We start from the raw sequence: 18,325 nt of genomic DNA on the forward strand, positions 1-18,325 counted from the left end.
TCGGTGATGCAGGATTTGAACCTGCGACCCCTTGGACCCAAACCAAGTGCGCTACCAAGCTGCGCCAATCACCGACTATAAAAACACTGGAAAAGATGGGGTGGATGATGGGGTTCGAACCCACGACAACCGGAATCACAATCCGGGGCTCTACCAACTGAGCTACAACCACCACTGAAACTGTTTTGCGCTTGTTATGGCGCGCCCGATAGGATTCGAACCTATGACCCACGGCTTAGAAGGCCGTTGCTCTATCCAACTGAGCTACGGGCGCACAATCGAAACCCTACCAAGCATTTAGATAGTGGTCGGTGATACAGGATTTAACCTGCGACCCGTGGATTAAGAATAGCCAAACCACGTGTATACCAGACCTTTCTAAAATTGGTCGGTGATGCAGGATTTGAACCTGCGACCCCTTGGACCCAAACCAAGTGCGCTACCAAGCTGCGCCAATCACCGACTTTGCTGCACTGCTGCAACGGGGCGGAATATTACAGCCGCCCAGCTATAGCGTCAAACCTTTTTTTGCACAAAACAACTGATTGCCTATTATTTGAACCTATTGTGCAGCAAGCACTGCAAGATGGCGTTCAGCCGGTAGCTGTGCGAAAATATACCGCAGTAAAATCAAGGCAGAGACGTAAGCAGATGACAGCACAAATTATTGATGGCAAAGCCGTTGCTCAGGCAACAAAAGATAAAGTAGCGGCCCAGGTTCGCGCCCGGGTTGCAGCGGGTAAAAGAGCTCCGGGGCTGGCCGTTGTGCTGGTAGGTTCAGACTCAGCGTCACAGGTATATGTTGGCAGTAAACGCAAAGCCTGTGAAGAAGTCGGCTTTCACTCAGTGTCATACGACCTGCCCTCTGATACCAGCGAACAACAACTGCTCGAATTAATTGATAAGCTGAATAATGACAACACCGTCGACGGAATCTTAGTGCAACTGCCGTTACCTGCCGGCTTAGATTCGTCTGCTATTTTAGAACGCATTAACCCGCACAAAGACGTCGACGGCTTTCATCCGTACAATATCGGCCGTTTAGCCCAGCGTATGCCAGCGCTGCGTTCCTGTACGCCTAAAGGCATTATGACGTTACTGCAAAGCACAGGTGTAAATGTAAAAGGCATGGATGCAGTAGTAGTAGGTGCGTCTAACATTGTTGGCCGGCCGATGGCGCTGGAGCTATTGCTGGCCGGTTGCACCACGACAGTGTGTCACAAGTTTACCCGCAACCTGGAAGCCCAGGTTCGCCGCGCCGACCTACTCGTCGTCGCCGTTGGCCGGCCGGAATTTATTCCGGGCGATTGGGTAAAATCAGGCGCTTTAGTTATAGATGTTGGCATTAACCGGCTGGACAGCGGCAAGCTGGTAGGCGATGTAGAATACGGCAACGCAGTAAAACACGCGCGTTATATTACGCCGGTACCAGGCGGCGTAGGCCCGATGACAGTGGCCAGCTTAGTCGAAAACACGCTGGAAGCCTGCGAGCTGTATCACGACAAGCATTAAGGTGAATCAGCAGCGACTAAAATCGCTACTGAATAAAAATACGGCTTAAAGTACTTACAGATGCTGAAAATTGTAAACTTCGCCATTGTTACAGTTGTCGCTATCGGTCTGATGACCCGTTCTGATGCCAGTGAAGCAAACGATATTCTAGGCCGCTGGGTGATGACCGAGGTGGTTTATGATGATGGCAGTATTAATCAGCTGGAAGCCGGTAATTTTGTTGATATAAATGCTGATACGATAACAGAAGTTATTAAGAGCTATGGCAACCGACAGTACCCCTACACCAGGCAAGACAAGGTGCTTAGGTTAACTGCAGGCGATGAGCAAATTAGCTGGCAAATATTCAGCGAAGCCACTAATCGTTTAGAACTTGCAACGCCGCTGGGAAAATACGTACTAACCCGCTGAGCACTTGCCCGCCTTGATGACAGATGAATCAAAATATCTTGCTTATGGACAATTTACTGGCCGCTAACGCGGCCAGCAGAAAGGTTCTATCTATTGACTCCGGCAAAGCCAGCTACTGTCTTTAGCTTAACCCCGAAACTGCGTAGCGAACTGCCCGGCTTAATACAGCCAACACTTGTTCAAACACCCAGCGGATAAAACGGGCGGTTAGTTTAATAGCCACGTGGGCCCCTCTTCCGGCAAACACCAACATATGCGCCAACAAGCCTTTTACATGTTCGTCATTTGGGAAAACTTTGGCACTTTTCTCCAGCTCCATCGCTAGGTTGTCGTAAAAGGTATGCACGCCGCCCCCCAAATTCTGCACACCTAAAATAGCGGCAGACGCTATGCCTGACTTCCGTAAAATAGTGGTTAGCGCATCTTCAATTTGGTTTTTCCAATATTCACTAAAGGTCACTTTATGCTGTTCGCCATACTTTAAATACACTTGTTTGGGCAGCCGTTCTGCCCCAATTAAGTTCGCCCATGCACCTCGAGCACTGTTTTGGTAGCAGTGATTTGCCTTGCGCATTGCATGTGAGCTGATACGGATACCGGTGTCGGACGTTAAACGCACCACCTGCCCATTATATGGCGCATGGTAATAGGGCCAAACTGGTGCCAACGGCACCGGATCATCACCATGAATACAGCGATAGCTGGCATCAATACTACCCGGTGCCTGTATAGCAAAGTTTTTTAATCCAACCCTGGGCGAGCCAAAGGTATAAAGCGCTACGCGGTTGCCATAATATTTCTTTATCCATATAGCAGCCAACTGAGCCAGTGCAGCCCCCAGGCTATGGCCGGAGCAATGCACAATAGCGCTGCTATTACTTCGAAGCAGTGGGTTTAACTGTTGCTCTAATGCCGGGCGCATACTGTTGAAAATATCATAAAAGCCTTTATGGGCCTGGGTTTGGTTTTCTATTGATACGGTGCGGGTGTTGCTATTACTTAGCCAGTCAAAACTAGTTTGGGTACCGCGAAAGGCTATAGCAACCGCATTTTTATAAGGCGCAGCTTTCCCTTTACCAACTACGGCAAAGCCTGATTGACGACGAAATAGAAGGCCACCGCTGCGACCGTGTATTGCTCCACCCTGAGTGCTAAAATCAAAAAAACTTTTTAATTCTTCAGTTTGCGGGGTAAAGGTGGCTCCGGCTGGCATATTCAAAGTTTCATACACGTCGGCAGCCAAAGCTGCGGCTATTGGCGGTGTTAATGTTTCAATATTCATTGTTGCTCGTCCTTGTTCAATAAATCCTGATAAGTTTGGAATTGCTGTTTAAGCGCAGGTAGGGTGCTAAGCTTCTGTGAGTCGGTTTCAAGTTCCGGGATACTTTGCACGGTTTCAAAACCACCTTCTATATACTCTTGCATATCGTCTCGGGCGTATTGATCGGTGTCTAACACCTTAGCGCTGCGCTCTAAAGCAGATAACAGCTGATGAATCGTGCGCCAGCGCCTTTCAAGCTCTGCTACATCCAGTTCGGCTTGCGATACCACCACTTTATCTGCATGCAAAAAGCGGCATTTTGATTCAAAGCCACGCCATACTGCGCTGGGGTTCTCAATAAATTTTAAATAGCTCATGGTGTACTCAGCACTCAGCTCGCAGTACATTCCATCGGTTAATAAATCGCGGGTTGGGCTTTTAAAATCGTGCGATTCTCCCATTCTAAAAAACAGATCTTCATCGCCTTTTTTGGGGTAATCCACAGCAAGCAGCTGCAACCCTACTTGGCGTTCGTACAATACCGGGCGTGCCTTGACTAATTTCTCAGCAAAGTAAAAGTGACCATCAGCATCGGTGCTGGTGCTCTCCCAGCTCCAGCTGTCATCAAAGAAGGTGCCACGCTTTATAACCATATCCGCTTGCGGCTTACCCTCCAGGGCAATAGCGCCCTTAATTTCCGGCGAAACCTGCACATCTATTCGTTTAAACCAACCAAACACACCAGCCTCCGCAGAGTTGTTTATAAGCAAGACAAATAGCCCCCCCCAAATGCACTTTAAGGTGCTGCGCTGCAAGCCCCACACAAAACATCCTTTGTTGAAAATTTTATACCATTGTATCTTTGATAAACGATTAATCAACCAAAAAGCAACATTTGCACTTTCTGTAGAGCTGTAATGTAAAATCGAAGTGTGGAATCACAGAGGGCACGAAAGCTTACCTGCAATACCAGTTAGACCTGTGGTGTTGTCGTTACGGTTTCATCTTCGCAATCAGCAAGGAGGATGAAATCAGCAGGTGCTAATTGAGTCTGAGGTAACAGGGTCCGATCTGTGTGTTGTAGGCTATCCCTAGCATCCACAATGACAGAAAAATAGTTTATCTTGCTGATGGGGCATAACCATAGCCAGTTGCTGAAAACTGCAATGTTAAGGCATAAAAAAACCGCCAACAGGCGGTTTTTTTTATCAAGCTAGCTTAATCAGCCTTTGCGCCAGCTGGTTACGCCGTTTTTATCTTCTACGATAATACCTTTTGCCGTTAACGCATCGCGGGCGGCGTCTGCTGCTGCCCAGTCTTTGTTGGCGCGGGCGGTGTTGCGCTGGGCTATTAATGCTTCTATTTCAGCGACATCGTCATCTGATGCACCCGATTGCAAAAACTGCTCAGCATCGCCTTGCAGTAAACCCAGCACGCCGGCTAATAAACTTAATATGCCGGCCAGTTCGGCGGCCTTGGCCGGTTCGGTTTCTTTAAAGCGGTTTACTTCACGCGCCAGTTCAAACAATACCGGTAAGGCTTCCGGGGTATTAAAGTCGTCATCCATAGCCGCTTTAAAACGGGCAATATAATCGCTTTGCATATCCACACTGACAGAAGGCGTTACATTGCGCAGCGCAGTATATAACCGGCCTAAGGCTGCATGCGCCTGTGTTAAGTTCTCTGCCGAGTAGTTCAGCTGACTGCGGTATTGGCTGGATAATAAAAAGTAGCGCACTGCCTCGGCGTTGTATTCTGCCAGCACGTCTTTTACCGTAAAGAAATTGCCTAAAGATTTAGACATTTTTTCTTTATCTACCTGCACCATACCAGTGTGGATCCAGGTATTAACGTACTTGTGGCCATGGGCACAGGTAGACTGAGCAATTTCGTTTTCGTGGTGCGGGAACTGTAAGTCAGAGCCGCCGCCGTGAATATCAAAATGCTCGCCTAAATGTTTAGCGCTCATTGCGGAGCATTCAATATGCCAGCCCGGCCGGCCATTACCCCACGGCGATTGCCAGAACGGCTCGCCAGGCTTGGCGCTTTTCCATAACACGAAATCCAGCGGATCGTCTTTGTTATCAGCGACTTCTACCCGTGAGCCGGATTGCAGCATTTCCAGGTTTTGCTGGCTAAGCTCACCGTAGGCTTCGTATTTACTGACATCAAACAGCACATCGCCATCGGCCGCGATATAGGCATAGCCTTTGGCGACCAACTGTTCAATCATCTGAATAATCTCGGCCATATGGGTAGTAACGCGCGGCTCGATATCGGCCGGCATTAAGCCCAGCGCAGCAAAATCATCGTGCATGGCTTTGGTAAAGCGTTCAGTTAAGGCGTCGCAACTTTCGTTGTTCTCTGCCGCGCGCTTAATAATTTTGTCGTCGACGTCGGTAATATTACGCACGTACGTTACGTCATATCCCAAAAAGCGCAGATAGCGATTTATCACATCAAAGGCAACATAGGTACGGGCATGGCCAACGTGACAGTAATCATAAATAGTAATACCGCAGACATAGAGCCCGGCTTTACCGGCTTCGATTGGCGTGAACAATTCTTTTTTTCTGCTTAAGGTATTATAAATATGTAACATGGCGTCCTCAAAAATGACCGTTAGCGGCCTGTTAGTCCTGTTGTTGCGACAGCCCGTTAGTGTATCACCGGCGGTTTAGCGCCGCTATCCTTGCTTTATGATTTGCCACAGCTGCGGTAGAATGCCAACACTTTGAACTAAGGACACCTTATTATGATTAGCTTGCACACCAATTACGGCGTAATTAAATTAAACCTGTTTGCCGACAAAGCCCCGGCTACTGTAGAAAATTTTATCAGCTACGTAAAAGATGGCTTTTATGACAACACCATTTTTCACCGTGTGATTAACGGTTTTATGATCCAGGGCGGTGGTTTTACTGTCGATATGGAGCAAAAAGAAACCAAAGGTCAGATTAAAAACGAAGCGAATAACAAAGTGCCAAATAAAAAAGGCACTATTGCTATGGCGCGCACTAATGACCCGCACTCTGCCACCTGCCAGTTTTTTATCAACGTGGCCGACAATGAATTTTTAAACTTTAGCTCTGAAACCGGCTCTGGCTGGGGTTACTGCGTATTTGGCGAAGTAGCTGAAGGCATGGACGTAATAGACGAAATTAAAAAAGTGGCCACTGGGCGCAGTGGTATGCATGCCGATGTACCGGTAAAACCGGTGATCATCGAAAAAGCCGAGCTGCATGCTTAAACGCTGTTGATGCCAGAGCTGATGTCTGAGCAGCACACCCTGTTTATCGCCGATCTGCACTTAGCTGCAGATCGGCCCGATATCACCGCCGCCTTTTTGCGTTTTTTGCGCGAGCAAGCCATCCACGCTGATGCCTTGTATATTCTTGGCGATTTATTTGAAGTCTGGATCGGCGATGACAACCCCGAACCACTATTAGATACTGTCGCCAAGGCCTTAGCCGAACTCAGTCCTCAGGTACCGGTGTACTTTATTCATGGTAATCGTGATTTTATGCTGCGTCAGGGCTACGCCAGCCGCGCCGGTATGCAGTTACTGCCGCAGCAGCAGGTTATCAACTTATATGGCACACCAACGCTTATTATGCACGGCGACAGCCTGTGTACACTGGATATTGCTTACCAGAAATTCCGTAAATGGTGGAACCAGCCCTGGTGGCAGTGGTTACTGTTAAAAACCCCGTTAACTTTTCGCCAAGGCATCGCAGCTAAAGCCCGGCGCAAAAGCGCGATGCATAAAGCCCGTTATTCCTCTTCGCCGCAGGGGCAACAACAGCCACAAATTATGGATGTGACCCCGGACGAAGTGGCCAAAGTAATGGCGCAATACGGCGTATTAAAGCTGATCCACGGTCATACCCACCGCCCTGCTGTGCATCAGCTGGACGTTAACGGCACAGCGGCTGAGCGCTATGTACTGGGCGACTGGTATACGCAAAGCAGTTATTTAAAAGTCAGCGCCAGCCAGTGGCAGCTGTATTTTAATGCGCTGACAGATTAGGCGCTGTCTATAAAGCGGCAAAGTTTAGCGACGGTCGTTATGCCGTTACTTAAACCGCGGTGCAACAGGCAGCAACAGTTCGACCTGATAATGCCGACCGGCGACAATATTGCTAATAAGCGGCTGTGGCATTAAGTGGCCATCGACAGTTAGCTGTAACTTGCTAATACCATTTTGCCGGCGCATGACAATGCTAAATATTGCGCCGCGAAACTGCCTTGTCAGCTTTACCTGCGGCCAGTCCGATGGCAGTTTCGGTTGCAGTAATAAGCCTGCCGGGCACCCTTTGACACCAAACAGCCCTTCAATTAATGCCCGATACACCCAGTGCACGGTGCCGGTATTAAATAATTGGCTGGAGCGCCCGGCTGTACGCGGAAACTGCCGGTAAGCACCGCGATAGTAATTAGGTATAAACACCGGTAACTGGCCGCGCTGCAGGTAGTCTTGCGCTGTGTTGCCCGGCAGCATCTGGCGTAAAACCTGAAATGCTTTGTCCGGCTGGTTAATCTGATACAGCGCATACAGGTAAAACGCCGCCGCATGGTTATATACCGAGCCATTTTCAGCCGAACCCGGGTGCTTTTGCGTAACACGGCCCACATCGTCGCGCATAGCAGTATAAGCCGGTGCCAGCATTTGCACGCCGTAAGGCGTAGCAAGCTGAGCATCAATTTCGGCCAACATCAATTGCAATTGTTCTGTATTAGCAGCACCACTTAGCATGGCCCAGCTTTGTGGGTTCAGATAAATACGGCCTTCAGCATCTTTACTAACACCAAATACTACATTGTCGTCAGTAATGCCACGGCCATACCATTTACCGTCCCACAGATGCTGATTAACCGCCTGATTAAAACTGTGCGCATCGTTGCGGTATTGCTCAGCAAGATTTTGCTCGCCCAATTGCTGACAAATATCTGCCCAGCAGTTAAGCGCATACGCCGCCGCCAGTGATAACCAGCCCGACACACCACGGCCTTTGTAGCCAACCATGTTCATTGGATCGCACCAGTCGCCCTGCTCAATAAAACTCAGGCCGCGCGCATCGCGTTTATGCAGCAGCCAGCTCATAGCGCGACAAATATGCTCAAACGCCGTGGTTGGCTCTGTGCTGTCGGCAAAAGCAATCTGTTGCTGCAATAAAGCATAGTCGTTGGTTTCGGCCAGATACGCCGCCAAACACACCGGCAGCCAGACACCTTGGTCGGTATGCGGCACCTGATTAATGTATTTCAGCTCGGCGTCTGGGTGCAGCAAAATGCCGTCTGGCATTTCGCCGCTGCATTGTTGCTGTGCCAGCGCCGTTAGTAATGCGGTGCGAAACGCTTGAGGCCGCACATAGCTCATGCCCATATTATCCTGAAGATAATTGCGCGTTTGCGGATCTGTGGTTAACCGGTTTACATCGCCGTGGTAATACACCTGGCGCGCCAGCCAATGGTTAACAAAGTTATCCAGCGCGCTATCCGGTGTTTCAATCTGCAAGCAACCCTGACCCTGGGCAATATAATCACTGTACTGTTGCTGTGCCTTAGTAAAGCCATCCGGCGTTAAAAAATAACGCCGGCGGGCCGCGGCAATTTCGCTTTCATCCAGCGCCGGGCCAAACACAAAGCGGTAACTGTGCTGCGCACCTGCAGCCAGTTGCAGCCGGTATTGCATGACACAGGCCGGGGTTTCATATAGGGCATCGCCGCCATCAAGTTCTACCTGTTTTATGGCGTCGGGCGCATGCAGGCCGCCCTCGCCTTCAAAAGCTTGCTGTGCACATTGCCAACTGCTGGGCTCCTGTTCGGCCAGTAAAAAGGTTTTATCTTTTAACAGCTTGTTTTTAAAGTAATCGGGGTATTTTTGATACGGCGTGACCGAGGAACACACAATAGCGTTTAGCGCCGGTTCAAACTTTGCTGACTGATTCATCCACGACATATAACCGACCGGAAAATACGGATAGATACTCAGCTGCCGTGGTTGTGCGCTCAGGTTAGCCACTGTAAGTTGCCACAGCTCATGCGGCTGATCCGGACTCAGACATAGCTGCCATTCCAGTTGCAATCCCAACTGCTGCAGTTGCCAGCGAATATCACTTTTGCCGGCCGAAAACACAAAGCTGTCGGCTTTGCTGCGCACCGGCTCATAAGGTACCGAGAACAGCTCAGCGCTTTGCTCATCTTTTATATATACAAAACGACCCGGATGATGCGCGTAATATGGTTGCTCCGGCTGCATAAAGGTTTTTGCTTCCAGCACTGGTGCATGGGCATATTTGGCCGGTTCTGGCTGCATAAATTGTGCAGTAGCATAGCCGCGGCAGTTTAGTTGCACCATTAACTGCTTGTTCCATAAAAACGCCGCTGCCTGCGGCATTTGCACCGGGCTGAACAACTGATAACGGTCGGCACAAGGTTGCATAATGGCAGCGGGTTTTGATAAAGACATAGTGCGCATGATCCTTAGTATTAAGGTACTGAGGACGCGGCAGCTTTGCGCGCGCTCAGTTCAAGCTGAATTTTTGCCAGTTGCTGATTATCCAGACTATAAAAGCGCATAACAAAGGCCGCCAGCAATGCTATAACCCCCGGGATCACCGAAATCAGCAGCACTATGCCCGTTTGCGAGCCGCTGCTTTGCTGCTCGTTAGCAACATAACCAATAGCCGCCAACAACCAACCGATCAATGCCGATGCGATAGCACCACCGAGTTTTTGTGAAAAAGTTGCAGCAGCAAAGGTCATCGCCGTAGCCCGGCGCCCGGTGCGCCATTCGTTGTAATCGGCCGTGTCGGCATACATCGAAAACGCCAGCGGTGATTTGGGCCCTAACACAAAACCAATCGCCAGATTCATTGCAAAAATAACACCTACCGCATCGGCCGGCACAAAATACAAACCGATGGAAAGCAGCCCGGCCAAAGACATCAGTAGCACCATCAGCTGTTTTTTATCAATAAAGCGCGTCATTAGCGGGGTGGCGGCCGCCCCCGATGCCAAGGCCAGCATATAGGAAGATAAAAACTCACCGACTAAATCCGGCCGCTCTACATAGTATTTAAAGTAGTACACGCCGCTGCCAGCACGCATGGTAATAGTGACCATAATGATCAGTGCCAGCGCAAATAACACCAGCCAGGGTTTATTATTTTTTAAATCAATTAAATCCTGCCGCACGGCATTAGGATGCTGACTAAGCGGTGCGATGCGCTCTTTGGTGGTCAAAAATGTGGTTAAAAACATTAATGCGGCGGCAATACCAAATACCAGCATCGTCAGCTGCCAGCCCAGCACATCATCGCCCTGCCCCAGCAGCGGCACTAATTTGGGCGTTAAATAAGTGACCAGAATGCCGCCGCTAAAACCGCCGATAAAACGAAAGCTTACCAGCGTTGTACGCAGCTGGCTGTCACTGGTTATGACGCCTGACAGTGCCGAGTAAGGAATATTAATCGCGGTATACACCAGCATTAACAAGGTATAGCTGCCATAGGCCCACAGCAGTTTACCGGTTTCGCCTAAATCCGGCGTGCTATAGGTCAGCACGCCGGCCCCGGCCAGCGGCAATGCCAGCCACAACAAATAGGGCCGGAACTTACCAAAGCGGCTGCGGGTGCGGTCGGCAATAGCGCCCATTAACGGATCGGTAAAGGCATCAACTATTTTTGTTACCAGCATCATAGTACCGGCCGCAGCGGCAGAGATACCAAACACGTCGGTATAGTAAACCAGCAAAAATGCAGAAATATTGGCCCAATAGAAGTTAAAGCCCATATCACCAAGGCCGTATCCGATTTTCTCCCGCAGCCGCACCGGCGTAGCGCTTTGTTGCGCTGTGCTGTTTGGCGTTGCTGTATTTGACGTTGCTGTGCTTTGTGAAGCTGGAACTGCCATACGTAGTTATCCGCCGTTATGCATTGTTATGACATCAGCTATGAGGCTAAACATGTTAGCGCAATCACTTAGCATTTTGCGCCGCCAAAAACCGGGTAATCTGCTGTACCAGCCGTGAAACAGGCCGCCTGATGTCCAGAAGGGTGATATCGCTCTCGTTGATACAGCTTTGCATGGTCCGCAGTTGGCTTTGCAACATCGCTGCTGGCATAAAATGATTTTGCCGCTGCGCCAGGCGCTTAGCCAGTACAGCGGCATCGCCCTGCAGATAAAAAAAATGGCCGTTATCTGCACTGCTGCGGATTTGCTGACGCTGCTGGGCAATTAAGCCCGAGTAACTTAACACACAAGGCTGCCTGGCTGCTTTGCAAGCATCAAGCTCAGCGCAAAGTGCCCGCACCCAGCTGTCACGCAACTGCTCGGCCAGCGGTATGCCACTGGCCATCATTTGTTTCGCCTGTGGGCTGTGAAACTCATCACCTTCAACAAAACGCCAGCCCAACTGCTGCGCTAATAAACTGCCGACGGTGGACTTACCACTGCCTGCTACGCCCATGATCACAATAGTTCTGATGCATCCCAACATATTTAGCGGCTACCGTCAGCTGGCGCTTTGAATCTAAGCCTATATCAACAACAATGATTGCGCAATCATTTTGACTAAATTGAGCCAATGACGTATTGTTTCATCATTACAATCTATACATAAAATCATGAATAAAAAGCCAAACTTAAAAGATGTCGCCAAGCTTGCCGGTGTCAGCGCAATCACTGTATCAAGAGTATTATCTGATCCTGACAAAGTATCTGCATTACTCCGGCAAAAAGTTGATAGCGCTATCCGGGATATTGGTTATATCCGCAATCATGCGGCCAGTGCGCTGGCATCAAAAAAGTCTGGCGTGCTGGCGGTTATTATTCCATCGCTATCCAATATCGTTTTTAACGATGTGCTGCAAGGCATCTATCAGGCCGCCAATGCCGGTAATATGCAGATTTTGCTGGGTGACTGCCATTACTCGCCTCTGCAGGAGGAAAAACTGATTGCTACCCTGCTAAGTCAGGCACCTGAAGGCATTGTAATTACCGGCACGGCGCAAACTGATTACGCCCGAAAATTGCTGCTGCAGGCCGATATTCCGCTGGTGCAGATCATGGAGCTGACCGACCAACCGATAGATATGAATATCGGCTTTTCGCATTATCAGGCGGCTTACGATATAACGCAGCATTTGCTGCAACAAGGCTATCGCGCTCCGGCCTTTGTTGGCGCCCGCATGGACCCGCGTACCCAGCAGCGCTTGGCAGGGTTTAAACAAGCCATAGCTGATTGGCCAGAGCCGTGCCGCAGTTTTGTGCAAACCACAGCGCAGCCGTCGTCGATTAAACTCGGAGGCCAGTTATTACAAGCCGTGATTGCCGGCTCCGACAACCAGTGCGATGCCGTATTTTGCTGCAATGATGATCTGGCGTTGGGTGCCTTGTTTGAATGCAAGCGGATGAATTTAAGCGTACCTAAAGATATTGCCATTTGTGGCTTTAATGATTTCGAAGCCTCAGCGTTAGTCGAGCCGGCCATTACGTCAGTGGCCTCACCACGCGTTGAGATGGGCCGCCGGGCGGTTGAAATGTTACTAAGTGCTGCCGGCAAAGGCCGCCACTCGGTGGCACCTGTTGATGTCGGATACAGTATTAGGGTGCGCAGCTCAACCTGAACACCTGGCTGCTGTTGGTGCAGGCCAGCTGGCTAGACACTATAAAACGATTTTGGCAGACAGAATTTGCAGTATAAATTCGATTGCCGCCGGGGATTGGTAAGAGTTGTGTTCTGACGGCACGACAATCTCAGCCGCCGCAGCAGCCAAATGCGCGCTGTTATAAGGCACCACACTGTCGGTTAAGCCAGGGCATGATACGACATCCTTGCAACGGCCCGGCTCATCGTTGCCGATAACCGAATACACCGGCGCCTGCAGTGGCAACTGGGTTAATTGCTGCACCAGCGGGTGGCGCGGTGATAACACATCAACACTGTTCGGGCCAGAGCCGCTCATATAGCCGCGCATCGCCGGTTTAATATCGTCTTGAGTTAACACCTGCCACATCTGACTAAACACGCTTTTCATCGCCTTGGGCAAGGTAATCATCGCCGATGCCAGCCGGCCAATCCAGCCATCGGCGGTAGCTGCCCCGCGATGTGGTGTATCGATAAACATCACCGCTTTAACGTAGGGCTTGGCAGTGAAAATGAAAATATCCTCTAAGGTGCGACGGGTATCGTCATCTACAGCTAGTTCGGCCGGGCTGCGGTAAAAGGTGGTGTCCCACAATGTATTGTCGCTGTTCTGCACAAAGGTTTTACTGATAATACCGCCCATGCTGTGCCCTACCAGTAACATATTATTTGCGGCAACCGCTTGTAGATTCGGCGAAATATGCAGTAATAGCTCATCGGTCAGTTTTCTCAGGCGCATAGCATTAAAAAACGGCGGCGGGCCGGTAGGATAAAACGCATGCCACACCTGATATTTTGCCGCCAGTTGCGGGTTAGAGAATATCGCCCAGCTTAAACGGCGCCATATTAACGGGCTGGAATTTAAGCCGTGGATCATCAATAGCGGAATTTTATCTTTGCTTAGCGGCTCTATAGCATAAATGCCCAGCTTGTCTTCTACTTTGTCTGCATTAAATAAGCCGGCTTTTTCCAACTGATCGGCCACTGCCGACTCCACTAAACACAGATAGGCCGACGCCGGATCATAATTCAGCCCATACTGCTGCTGCGCTATAGGCCAGCGTTGCTGCTGTTGCATATAAATGCCGCGCAGTGTCAGCAGCGGCATTACCGGGTTACTAAAATCCAGCTTAACCGGCATTACCGTAAGCGGCCGGAAAATACCCTCCGGTGGAAAGTAGCGATCCTGCTCAGAACCGCTGTTTTTACGCTGCCCTACCACGGTAATGCCTAAGCCATTATCCTGCTGGCGTAATATAAAAGGGTCGTATGCCTGTAGATCAGCCGCCAAAAACAGTTGCTCAAACGCCTGGCCGCTTTCATCACTATCTAATTCAATATTTAGCTGCAAATTCAGTGCACTGGTGTCACGGTCTGTTATCGCTGCCCGCACTAACGGCAGCAATGCCCGGTTGTAATAGCTTATGGCAACAGCCTGCTCTGCGCTGCTCAGCGGCAATGCCAACCAGCGCTGGGCACAACTAAGCTGCAGCAGATATAGCTGATAACCAGGTGAGCGCTGGGTAGTAAGCTGCTGGCAATAGTCTGCCAGCACTGCATCAGACTGCTGATTTAATGCTATGTATTGATAAGCCAGCAAACCGTTTACCACTTCAACCGGCGCAGCGGCAGATTTTTTCCAATAGATATGTTTGCCCTGGCTGCACCCCTGCAGGGTAAACAGTAGCAATATAACAAGCAGACAAAGCCGGCTTGGGTGACCGTGCTGCAGCATCTGATCTCCTGCAGTAAACTGAATATCGTCGGTAAATTCCGCTATGCTTAGCACTATAGCACTGTTATGTAACAGGTTGTGTTGCATGAAAAACTCATTCACCCATTTTGCCGCTAAACTGGCTGAATTTGCCGATGCCAGCCGCGATGGCTATGCCATTTTTTCTGCCGATGACATTCTGCTTTGTGCCAATAAAGCGTTTTTAGACGTGTTTTTTCGCCCCGAAGCCGAGCTGATTGGCCAAAGTTTCGCAGCTATTATGCGCAACGCTTTTCGCACGCAAAAAGGCCCGCGCATTGATGCCGACAATATAGAAACCTGGCTAAGCCGGGTACAACAACTGCGACGTTCACGCGATTTTCGCCTGTTTGAAGTCGATTTAGTCGACGGTCGCTGGTTTTTATTCTCGGAGCAAACCCTGCCTGATGGTGAAATGCTGTTGCAAACCAAAGACATTACCAAGCAAAAAATTGTCGAGCAGCATTTAAACGAACACACTCGCAAATTAACCGATTTAGCGCTGACTGATGAACTGACACAAATTGCTAACCGGCGTAGTTTTGTTGCCTCAGTGCAGGCTGAAATTACCCGCTGCAGCCGCCAGCACTGCGCCATGGCGTTTTTTCTGCTGGATATTGACCACTTTAAAAATGTTAACGACACCTACGGCCATCAGGCTGGCGATGAAGTACTGCGCCAGGTTGCACGGCTGGTGAAAACTACTTTACGGGAATACGATATTTTTGGCCGTATTGGCGGTGAAGAGTTTGGTATCTTTTTGGCGCAAACCAGTCGCGACACAGCGATAGAAGTAGCGGAAAGGTTACGCCAACAGATCGCCGATGAAAAACTGCATATTGATGGTCGCGAATTGCGCATTACATTGTCTGTTGGTATAGCACTGGCGCGCGACAATGCTAAATTTGAGCAACTGTACGCCGATGCTGACGCGGCGCTGTACCAGGCGAAACACAGCGGGCGCAATAGAGTGGTGGTTGCAGAGTACTGCGTTATTCTGTAATGCTGGCAACCAGCCGGATATATTTTCGCTTGTTGCTAAGCGGTGTGCGCTGTAACATAGCCGCTGACTGCTAAAGATATTATGTGGCTTAAATGCAATGTGGCTTAAAAGCGTAAAGCTGTTTATTTTGCTAACCGTAATGCTAAACCATGCTGTAATGGCGTGTGATGCATTGGTTGTGCATATGCCTGAGCACGAACATAGCTACACCTCTTATATCTATGATGCCCATGCAGCAAGCAGCCAACACAGCACGCAAACCGCCGACAGCGATGCCGATGCCGATGCCGATGAACATCATTCTGCGCACGCACACGTCACCTGTGCTATCTCTTATATCCATAATGTTAAGCCCATTGCTGTGGGCGCAAGCCGCAGTTTAGCCCTACAACCGGCGCTATCGCCGCTAAGTTATTCACCACCGGTACCGCCCCCTAACGCCTGATCCTGGCCGTTTTTCAATATTACTTTACTGATTAACTAACAGGAGCATACCTATGCGTATGACATTTATGCTGCCGGCATTACTGGTGGCCGTGGGCTATTCGGCTGCGCCGTTTGCGCTGGGAGCCGAGAGGCAAACCCTCACGCTGGCGCAAGCCTTGCAGCGCACTTTACAACATGACGCGACGCTGCAAACCTTTCCGTATCAGCTGCGGATGGCAGAAGCGGCACAATTGCAGGCCGCTGTAACACCCAACCCTGAGTTGGCAGTGACGCTGGAGAATGTCGCCGGCACAGGTGACAACCCGGGTTTAAGCGGCGCTGAGCTAAGCCTTAGCCTAAGCCAGCAAATAGAGCTGGGGCAAAAGCGTGAACGCAGGCTGGAGCTGGCGCTTAGCCAAAGCCAATTGCAACGTGATAATTACGAACTGGCCCGGCTGGATGCACTGGCTAATACTGCCGGGCATTATCTGCAACTGCTGCGGCTGCAGCAATTACAGTTATGGGCCAGCGCCAAAATCAGCCGCGAGCAAACGCTGTTAAACACCGCGCAACTGCGCAGCAACGCTGGCACCCTGCTCGATGCTGATATCAGCCGGATTAAACTACGCCTGCTGCGTAGCAAAATAACCCAGGCCGATATTAATCAGGCCACAGAAAGCCAGCGCTATCGTCTGGCGGCCAGTTGGCATGCGGTACCTGATTTTACTCAGGTAAACGGCGAGCTTGCTGTGCTACCGCAACTGCCGCCCCTGTCGATGCTGCAAAGCCAACTGCAGCGCAGCGCGACGTTGCAGCGCTTTGTCACACTGCAACGTATTGCGCAAAGTCAGCTGCGCTTAACCGAAGCCAACAGTCAAGCTGATATGCGCTGGTCTGCCGGGCTTAAACGTGATCAGGCCAGTAACGAGACCTCGCTGTTACTAGGCGTAAGCTTGCCGCTCAACCTGACGGATCCAAACCAGGGCCAACGCCAGGCACAGCTGGCTGAGCAGCAGTTGCTGGCAACGCAGCAACAACTCAGTGCGACACAACTGACGCTGTTACTGCAACAACAATGGCTGAACCTGCAGCAATTGCGTGACACTGTGCAGGCTATCGAGACCCAGTTACTGCCCGAAGCCAACGCGCTGCGCCAGCTTAGCCTGCTTGGCTATCGGCAAGGCCAGATTGACATACTTAATGTGTTATCAGCTGAAGAGGAGCTGGCCCAGGCTGAGCGCGAGCTGATTGAAAGCCAAAGTAACTTTCACCTGAACTTACTGCAGTTGGAGCGCCTGACCGGCCAGCCCCTGACACTTGACAGCACCAAGCCGGTTATAACTGTGGAGAAGCAACATGACTAACCCAACATTGTTGGCGGCCTTATTATTTAGCCTGGCCTGCCTACTGCCAACTAACGCTGTGTCGGCTGCCGGCGACGACCACAACCATGATGAAGCCGCTCATGCCCACGCCGATGACCATGACGACGTGCAGATTAGCTTAACAGCCAAAATGCAGCAGCTTAATCGTATTAGTACTGAGATAGCCGGCCGCCGTACTTTAGTGCAGCACACTGCCCTGTTTGGTGTGATCAAAGCCATCCCAACCGCCCAATATCAGATCAGAGCACCCTATGCCGGTACACTGCAGCAGGTATTGGTGCAACAGGGCGACAGCGTCAGCAAGGGCCAGCTGCTGGCCCGGCTAACCAATGCCACTACGTTAAAAAGCTATACTATTCACGCACCGGCAGACGGCGTTATAGCAGAGCGCTATTTTAATGATCAGCAGCAGGTTCGCGATGACGTGCTGCTAAGCCTGGTCGATTACAGCAAAGTTTATGTCGAGCTGTCAGCCTTTCCAAACGACATCCAGCAGTTGCAAACCGGTATGCCGTTAACCGTATTCAGCCTGCATCATGACCAAAGCGCCAACAGCAATATCAGTTATATCGCGCCGCAAATGACCGCCGGCCATATTGCCCGGATGCGCGCCGTGCTGGATAACCAAAGCGGCTACTGGCGCCCGGGTATGCATGTAAAAGCACTGGTGCAAACGGCTGAAATACCGGTAGAGCTGGCAGTTAAAAAGCAAGCTCTGCAGCGGATAGAGGGTAAAGCTGTGCTGTTTGTCCGGGAAAACGACGTTTTTACTGCCATCCAGCCAGAGTTTGGCCGCGAGGACGCAAGCTACATTGAGGTGGTGTCTGGTTTAGCGGCAGGTAGCGAATATGCCAGCGACAACAGCTTTGTACTAAAAGCCGATGCCCTTAAATCCGGCGCCAGCCATGCTCACTAGGAGGGC

16 protein-coding genes and 4 tRNA genes are annotated in these 18,325 nt (G+C 50.4%); 9 read left to right on the forward strand and 11 right to left on the reverse strand.

Annotated elements, in window-relative coordinates; genetic code table 11:
* The 4 genes from MN202_RS18715 to MN202_RS18730 form a co-directional block, all read right to left on the reverse strand.
* A tRNA-Pro gene (locus MN202_RS18715) sits at positions 1–74 on the reverse strand.
* A gap of 22 nt (positions 75–96) precedes the next feature.
* Positions 97–172, reverse strand: a tRNA-His gene (locus tag MN202_RS18720).
* 25 nt (positions 173–197) lie between these two features.
* Positions 198–274 (reverse strand) — tRNA-Arg (locus MN202_RS18725).
* Positions 275–385: 111 nt separating this feature from the next.
* Positions 386–462 (reverse strand) — tRNA-Pro (locus MN202_RS18730).
* 189 nt (positions 463–651) lie between these two features.
* On the opposite strand from MN202_RS18730, the gene folD reads away from it, so the two are divergent.
* Together folD and MN202_RS18740 are read left to right on the forward strand one after the other, a co-directional pair.
* Positions 652–1,512 carry a bifunctional methylenetetrahydrofolate dehydrogenase/methenyltetrahydrofolate cyclohydrolase FolD gene (gene folD, locus MN202_RS18735; protein WP_335737670.1) on the forward strand — a complete coding sequence of 287 codons (861 nt, stop codon included), beginning with the start codon at positions 652–654 and terminating at the stop codon, positions 1,510–1,512.
* A 60-nt stretch (positions 1,513–1,572) separates the two neighbouring features.
* Complete coding sequence (locus MN202_RS18740) at positions 1,573–1,923, forward strand: hypothetical protein (RefSeq protein WP_335737671.1); 351 nt, start codon at positions 1,573–1,575, stop codon at positions 1,921–1,923.
* A gap of 121 nt (positions 1,924–2,044) precedes the next feature.
* Here MN202_RS18740 and MN202_RS18745 read toward each other — a convergent pair whose 3' ends face one another.
* The 3 genes from MN202_RS18745 to cysS all read right to left on the reverse strand — a co-directional run bounded on the left by MN202_RS18745 (position 2,045) and on the right by cysS (position 5,786).
* Entirely contained in the window at positions 2,045–3,205 is a 1,161-nt protein-coding gene (locus MN202_RS18745; protein WP_335737672.1) for a lipase family protein, read from the reverse strand.
* Positions 3,202–3,924: a DUF6795 domain-containing protein gene (locus tag MN202_RS18750; protein ID WP_335737673.1), complete on the reverse strand. Its 723-nt coding sequence runs from the start codon at positions 3,922–3,924 to the stop codon at positions 3,202–3,204. The genes MN202_RS18745 and MN202_RS18750 overlap by 4 nt, the downstream gene beginning before the upstream one ends.
* Positions 3,925–4,406: 482 nt before the next feature.
* Complete coding sequence (gene cysS / locus MN202_RS18755) at positions 4,407–5,786, reverse strand: cysteine--tRNA ligase (protein ID WP_335737674.1); 1,380 nt, start codon at positions 5,784–5,786, stop codon at positions 4,407–4,409.
* Between the two features lie 153 nt (positions 5,787–5,939).
* Here cysS and MN202_RS18760 point away from each other — a divergent pair, with 153 nt between their 5' ends.
* Positions 5,940–6,434, forward strand: coding sequence for a peptidylprolyl isomerase (locus tag MN202_RS18760; protein WP_335737675.1), 495 nt, complete (start codon positions 5,940–5,942; stop codon positions 6,432–6,434).
* A gap of 21 nt (positions 6,435–6,455) precedes the next feature.
* Positions 6,456–7,214 (forward strand): UDP-2,3-diacylglucosamine diphosphatase, encoded by a 759-nt coding sequence (locus MN202_RS18765; RefSeq protein ID WP_335737676.1) that lies wholly within the window; start codon positions 6,456–6,458, stop codon positions 7,212–7,214.
* A 45-nt stretch (positions 7,215–7,259) separates the two neighbouring features.
* Here MN202_RS18765 and MN202_RS18770 read toward each other — a convergent pair whose 3' ends face one another.
* The 3 genes from MN202_RS18770 to MN202_RS18780 all read right to left on the reverse strand — a co-directional run bounded on the left by MN202_RS18770 (position 7,260) and on the right by MN202_RS18780 (position 11,687).
* Positions 7,260–9,656, reverse strand: a complete 2,397-nt coding sequence (locus MN202_RS18770) for a GH36-type glycosyl hydrolase domain-containing protein (RefSeq protein WP_335737677.1) — start codon at positions 9,654–9,656, stop codon at positions 7,260–7,262.
* Between the two features lie 20 nt (positions 9,657–9,676).
* Positions 9,677–11,101 carry an MFS transporter gene (locus MN202_RS18775; protein WP_335737678.1) on the reverse strand — a complete coding sequence of 475 codons (1,425 nt, stop codon included), beginning with the start codon at positions 11,099–11,101 and terminating at the stop codon, positions 9,677–9,679.
* A gap of 64 nt (positions 11,102–11,165) precedes the next feature.
* On the reverse strand, positions 11,166–11,687 hold the full coding sequence (locus tag MN202_RS18780) for a gluconokinase (protein ID WP_335737679.1): 522 nt from the start codon (positions 11,685–11,687) through the stop codon (positions 11,166–11,168).
* A gap of 127 nt (positions 11,688–11,814) precedes the next feature.
* On the opposite strand from MN202_RS18780, the gene MN202_RS18785 reads away from it, so the two are divergent.
* On the forward strand, positions 11,815–12,816 hold the full coding sequence (locus MN202_RS18785) for a LacI family DNA-binding transcriptional regulator (RefSeq protein WP_335737680.1): 1,002 nt from the start codon (positions 11,815–11,817) through the stop codon (positions 12,814–12,816).
* Positions 12,817–12,855: 39 nt separating this feature from the next.
* Here MN202_RS18785 and MN202_RS18790 read toward each other — a convergent pair whose 3' ends face one another.
* The gene (locus tag MN202_RS18790) at positions 12,856–14,658 is read right to left on the reverse strand and encodes a lipase family alpha/beta hydrolase (RefSeq protein WP_335737681.1); all 1,803 of its coding nucleotides are present in this window, start codon (positions 14,656–14,658) and stop codon (positions 12,856–12,858) included.
* On the opposite strand from MN202_RS18790, the gene MN202_RS18795 reads away from it, so the two are divergent.
* From MN202_RS18795 to MN202_RS18810, 4 genes are all read left to right on the forward strand, one after another.
* Positions 14,657–15,592, forward strand: coding sequence for a GGDEF domain-containing protein (locus MN202_RS18795; protein WP_335737682.1), 936 nt, complete (start codon positions 14,657–14,659; stop codon positions 15,590–15,592). The genes MN202_RS18790 and MN202_RS18795 overlap by 2 nt on opposite strands.
* A gap of 97 nt (positions 15,593–15,689) precedes the next feature.
* Positions 15,690–16,037, forward strand: a complete 348-nt coding sequence (locus tag MN202_RS18800; RefSeq protein ID WP_335737683.1) for a cobalt transporter — start codon at positions 15,690–15,692, stop codon at positions 16,035–16,037.
* 52 nt (positions 16,038–16,089) lie between these two features.
* Positions 16,090–17,382, forward strand: a complete 1,293-nt coding sequence (locus tag MN202_RS18805) for a TolC family protein (RefSeq protein WP_335737684.1) — start codon at positions 16,090–16,092, stop codon at positions 17,380–17,382.
* Entirely contained in the window at positions 17,375–18,319 is a 945-nt protein-coding gene (locus tag MN202_RS18810) for an efflux RND transporter periplasmic adaptor subunit (RefSeq protein WP_335737685.1), read from the forward strand. Before MN202_RS18805 ends, MN202_RS18810 begins: the two co-directional genes overlap by 8 nt.
* Positions 18,320–18,325: the final 6 nt, after the last annotated feature.

Origin of the sequence: Rheinheimera muenzenbergensis, from assembly GCF_036984005.1 — a bacterium.
Classification (GTDB): domain Bacteria; phylum Pseudomonadota; class Gammaproteobacteria; order Enterobacterales; family Alteromonadaceae; genus Alishewanella; species Alishewanella muenzenbergensis.

Coding starts and splice junctions, on each gene's coding strand:
- MN202_RS18805 (WP_335737684.1), top strand. CDS start 16,090: ATGCGTATGACATTTATGCTGCCGGCATTACTGGTGGCCGTGGGCTAT.
- MN202_RS18810 (WP_335737685.1), top strand. CDS start 17,375: ATGACTAACCCAACATTGTTGGCGGCCTTATTATTTAGCCTGGCCTGC.
- MN202_RS18760 (WP_335737675.1), top strand. CDS start 5,940: ATGATTAGCTTGCACACCAATTACGGCGTAATTAAATTAAACCTGTTT.
- MN202_RS18780 (WP_335737679.1), bottom strand. CDS start 11,687: ATGTTGGGATGCATCAGAACTATTGTGATCATGGGCGTAGCAGGCAGT.
- MN202_RS18785 (WP_335737680.1), top strand. CDS start 11,815: ATGAATAAAAAGCCAAACTTAAAAGATGTCGCCAAGCTTGCCGGTGTC.
- folD (WP_335737670.1), top strand. CDS start 652: ATGACAGCACAAATTATTGATGGCAAAGCCGTTGCTCAGGCAACAAAA.
- MN202_RS18800 (WP_335737683.1), top strand. CDS start 15,690: ATGTGGCTTAAAAGCGTAAAGCTGTTTATTTTGCTAACCGTAATGCTA.
- cysS (WP_335737674.1), bottom strand. CDS start 5,786: ATGTTACATATTTATAATACCTTAAGCAGAAAAAAAGAATTGTTCACG.
- MN202_RS18795 (WP_335737682.1), top strand. CDS start 14,657: ATGAAAAACTCATTCACCCATTTTGCCGCTAAACTGGCTGAATTTGCC.
- MN202_RS18775 (WP_335737678.1), bottom strand. CDS start 11,101: ATGGCAGTTCCAGCTTCACAAAGCACAGCAACGTCAAATACAGCAACG.
- MN202_RS18790 (WP_335737681.1), bottom strand. CDS start 14,658: ATGCAACACAACCTGTTACATAACAGTGCTATAGTGCTAAGCATAGCG.
- MN202_RS18770 (WP_335737677.1), bottom strand. CDS start 9,656: ATGTCTTTATCAAAACCCGCTGCCATTATGCAACCTTGTGCCGACCGT.
- MN202_RS18765 (WP_335737676.1), top strand. CDS start 6,456: ATGTCTGAGCAGCACACCCTGTTTATCGCCGATCTGCACTTAGCTGCA.
- MN202_RS18745 (WP_335737672.1), bottom strand. CDS start 3,205: ATGAATATTGAAACATTAACACCGCCAATAGCCGCAGCTTTGGCTGCC.
- MN202_RS18740 (WP_335737671.1), top strand. CDS start 1,573: ATGCTGAAAATTGTAAACTTCGCCATTGTTACAGTTGTCGCTATCGGT.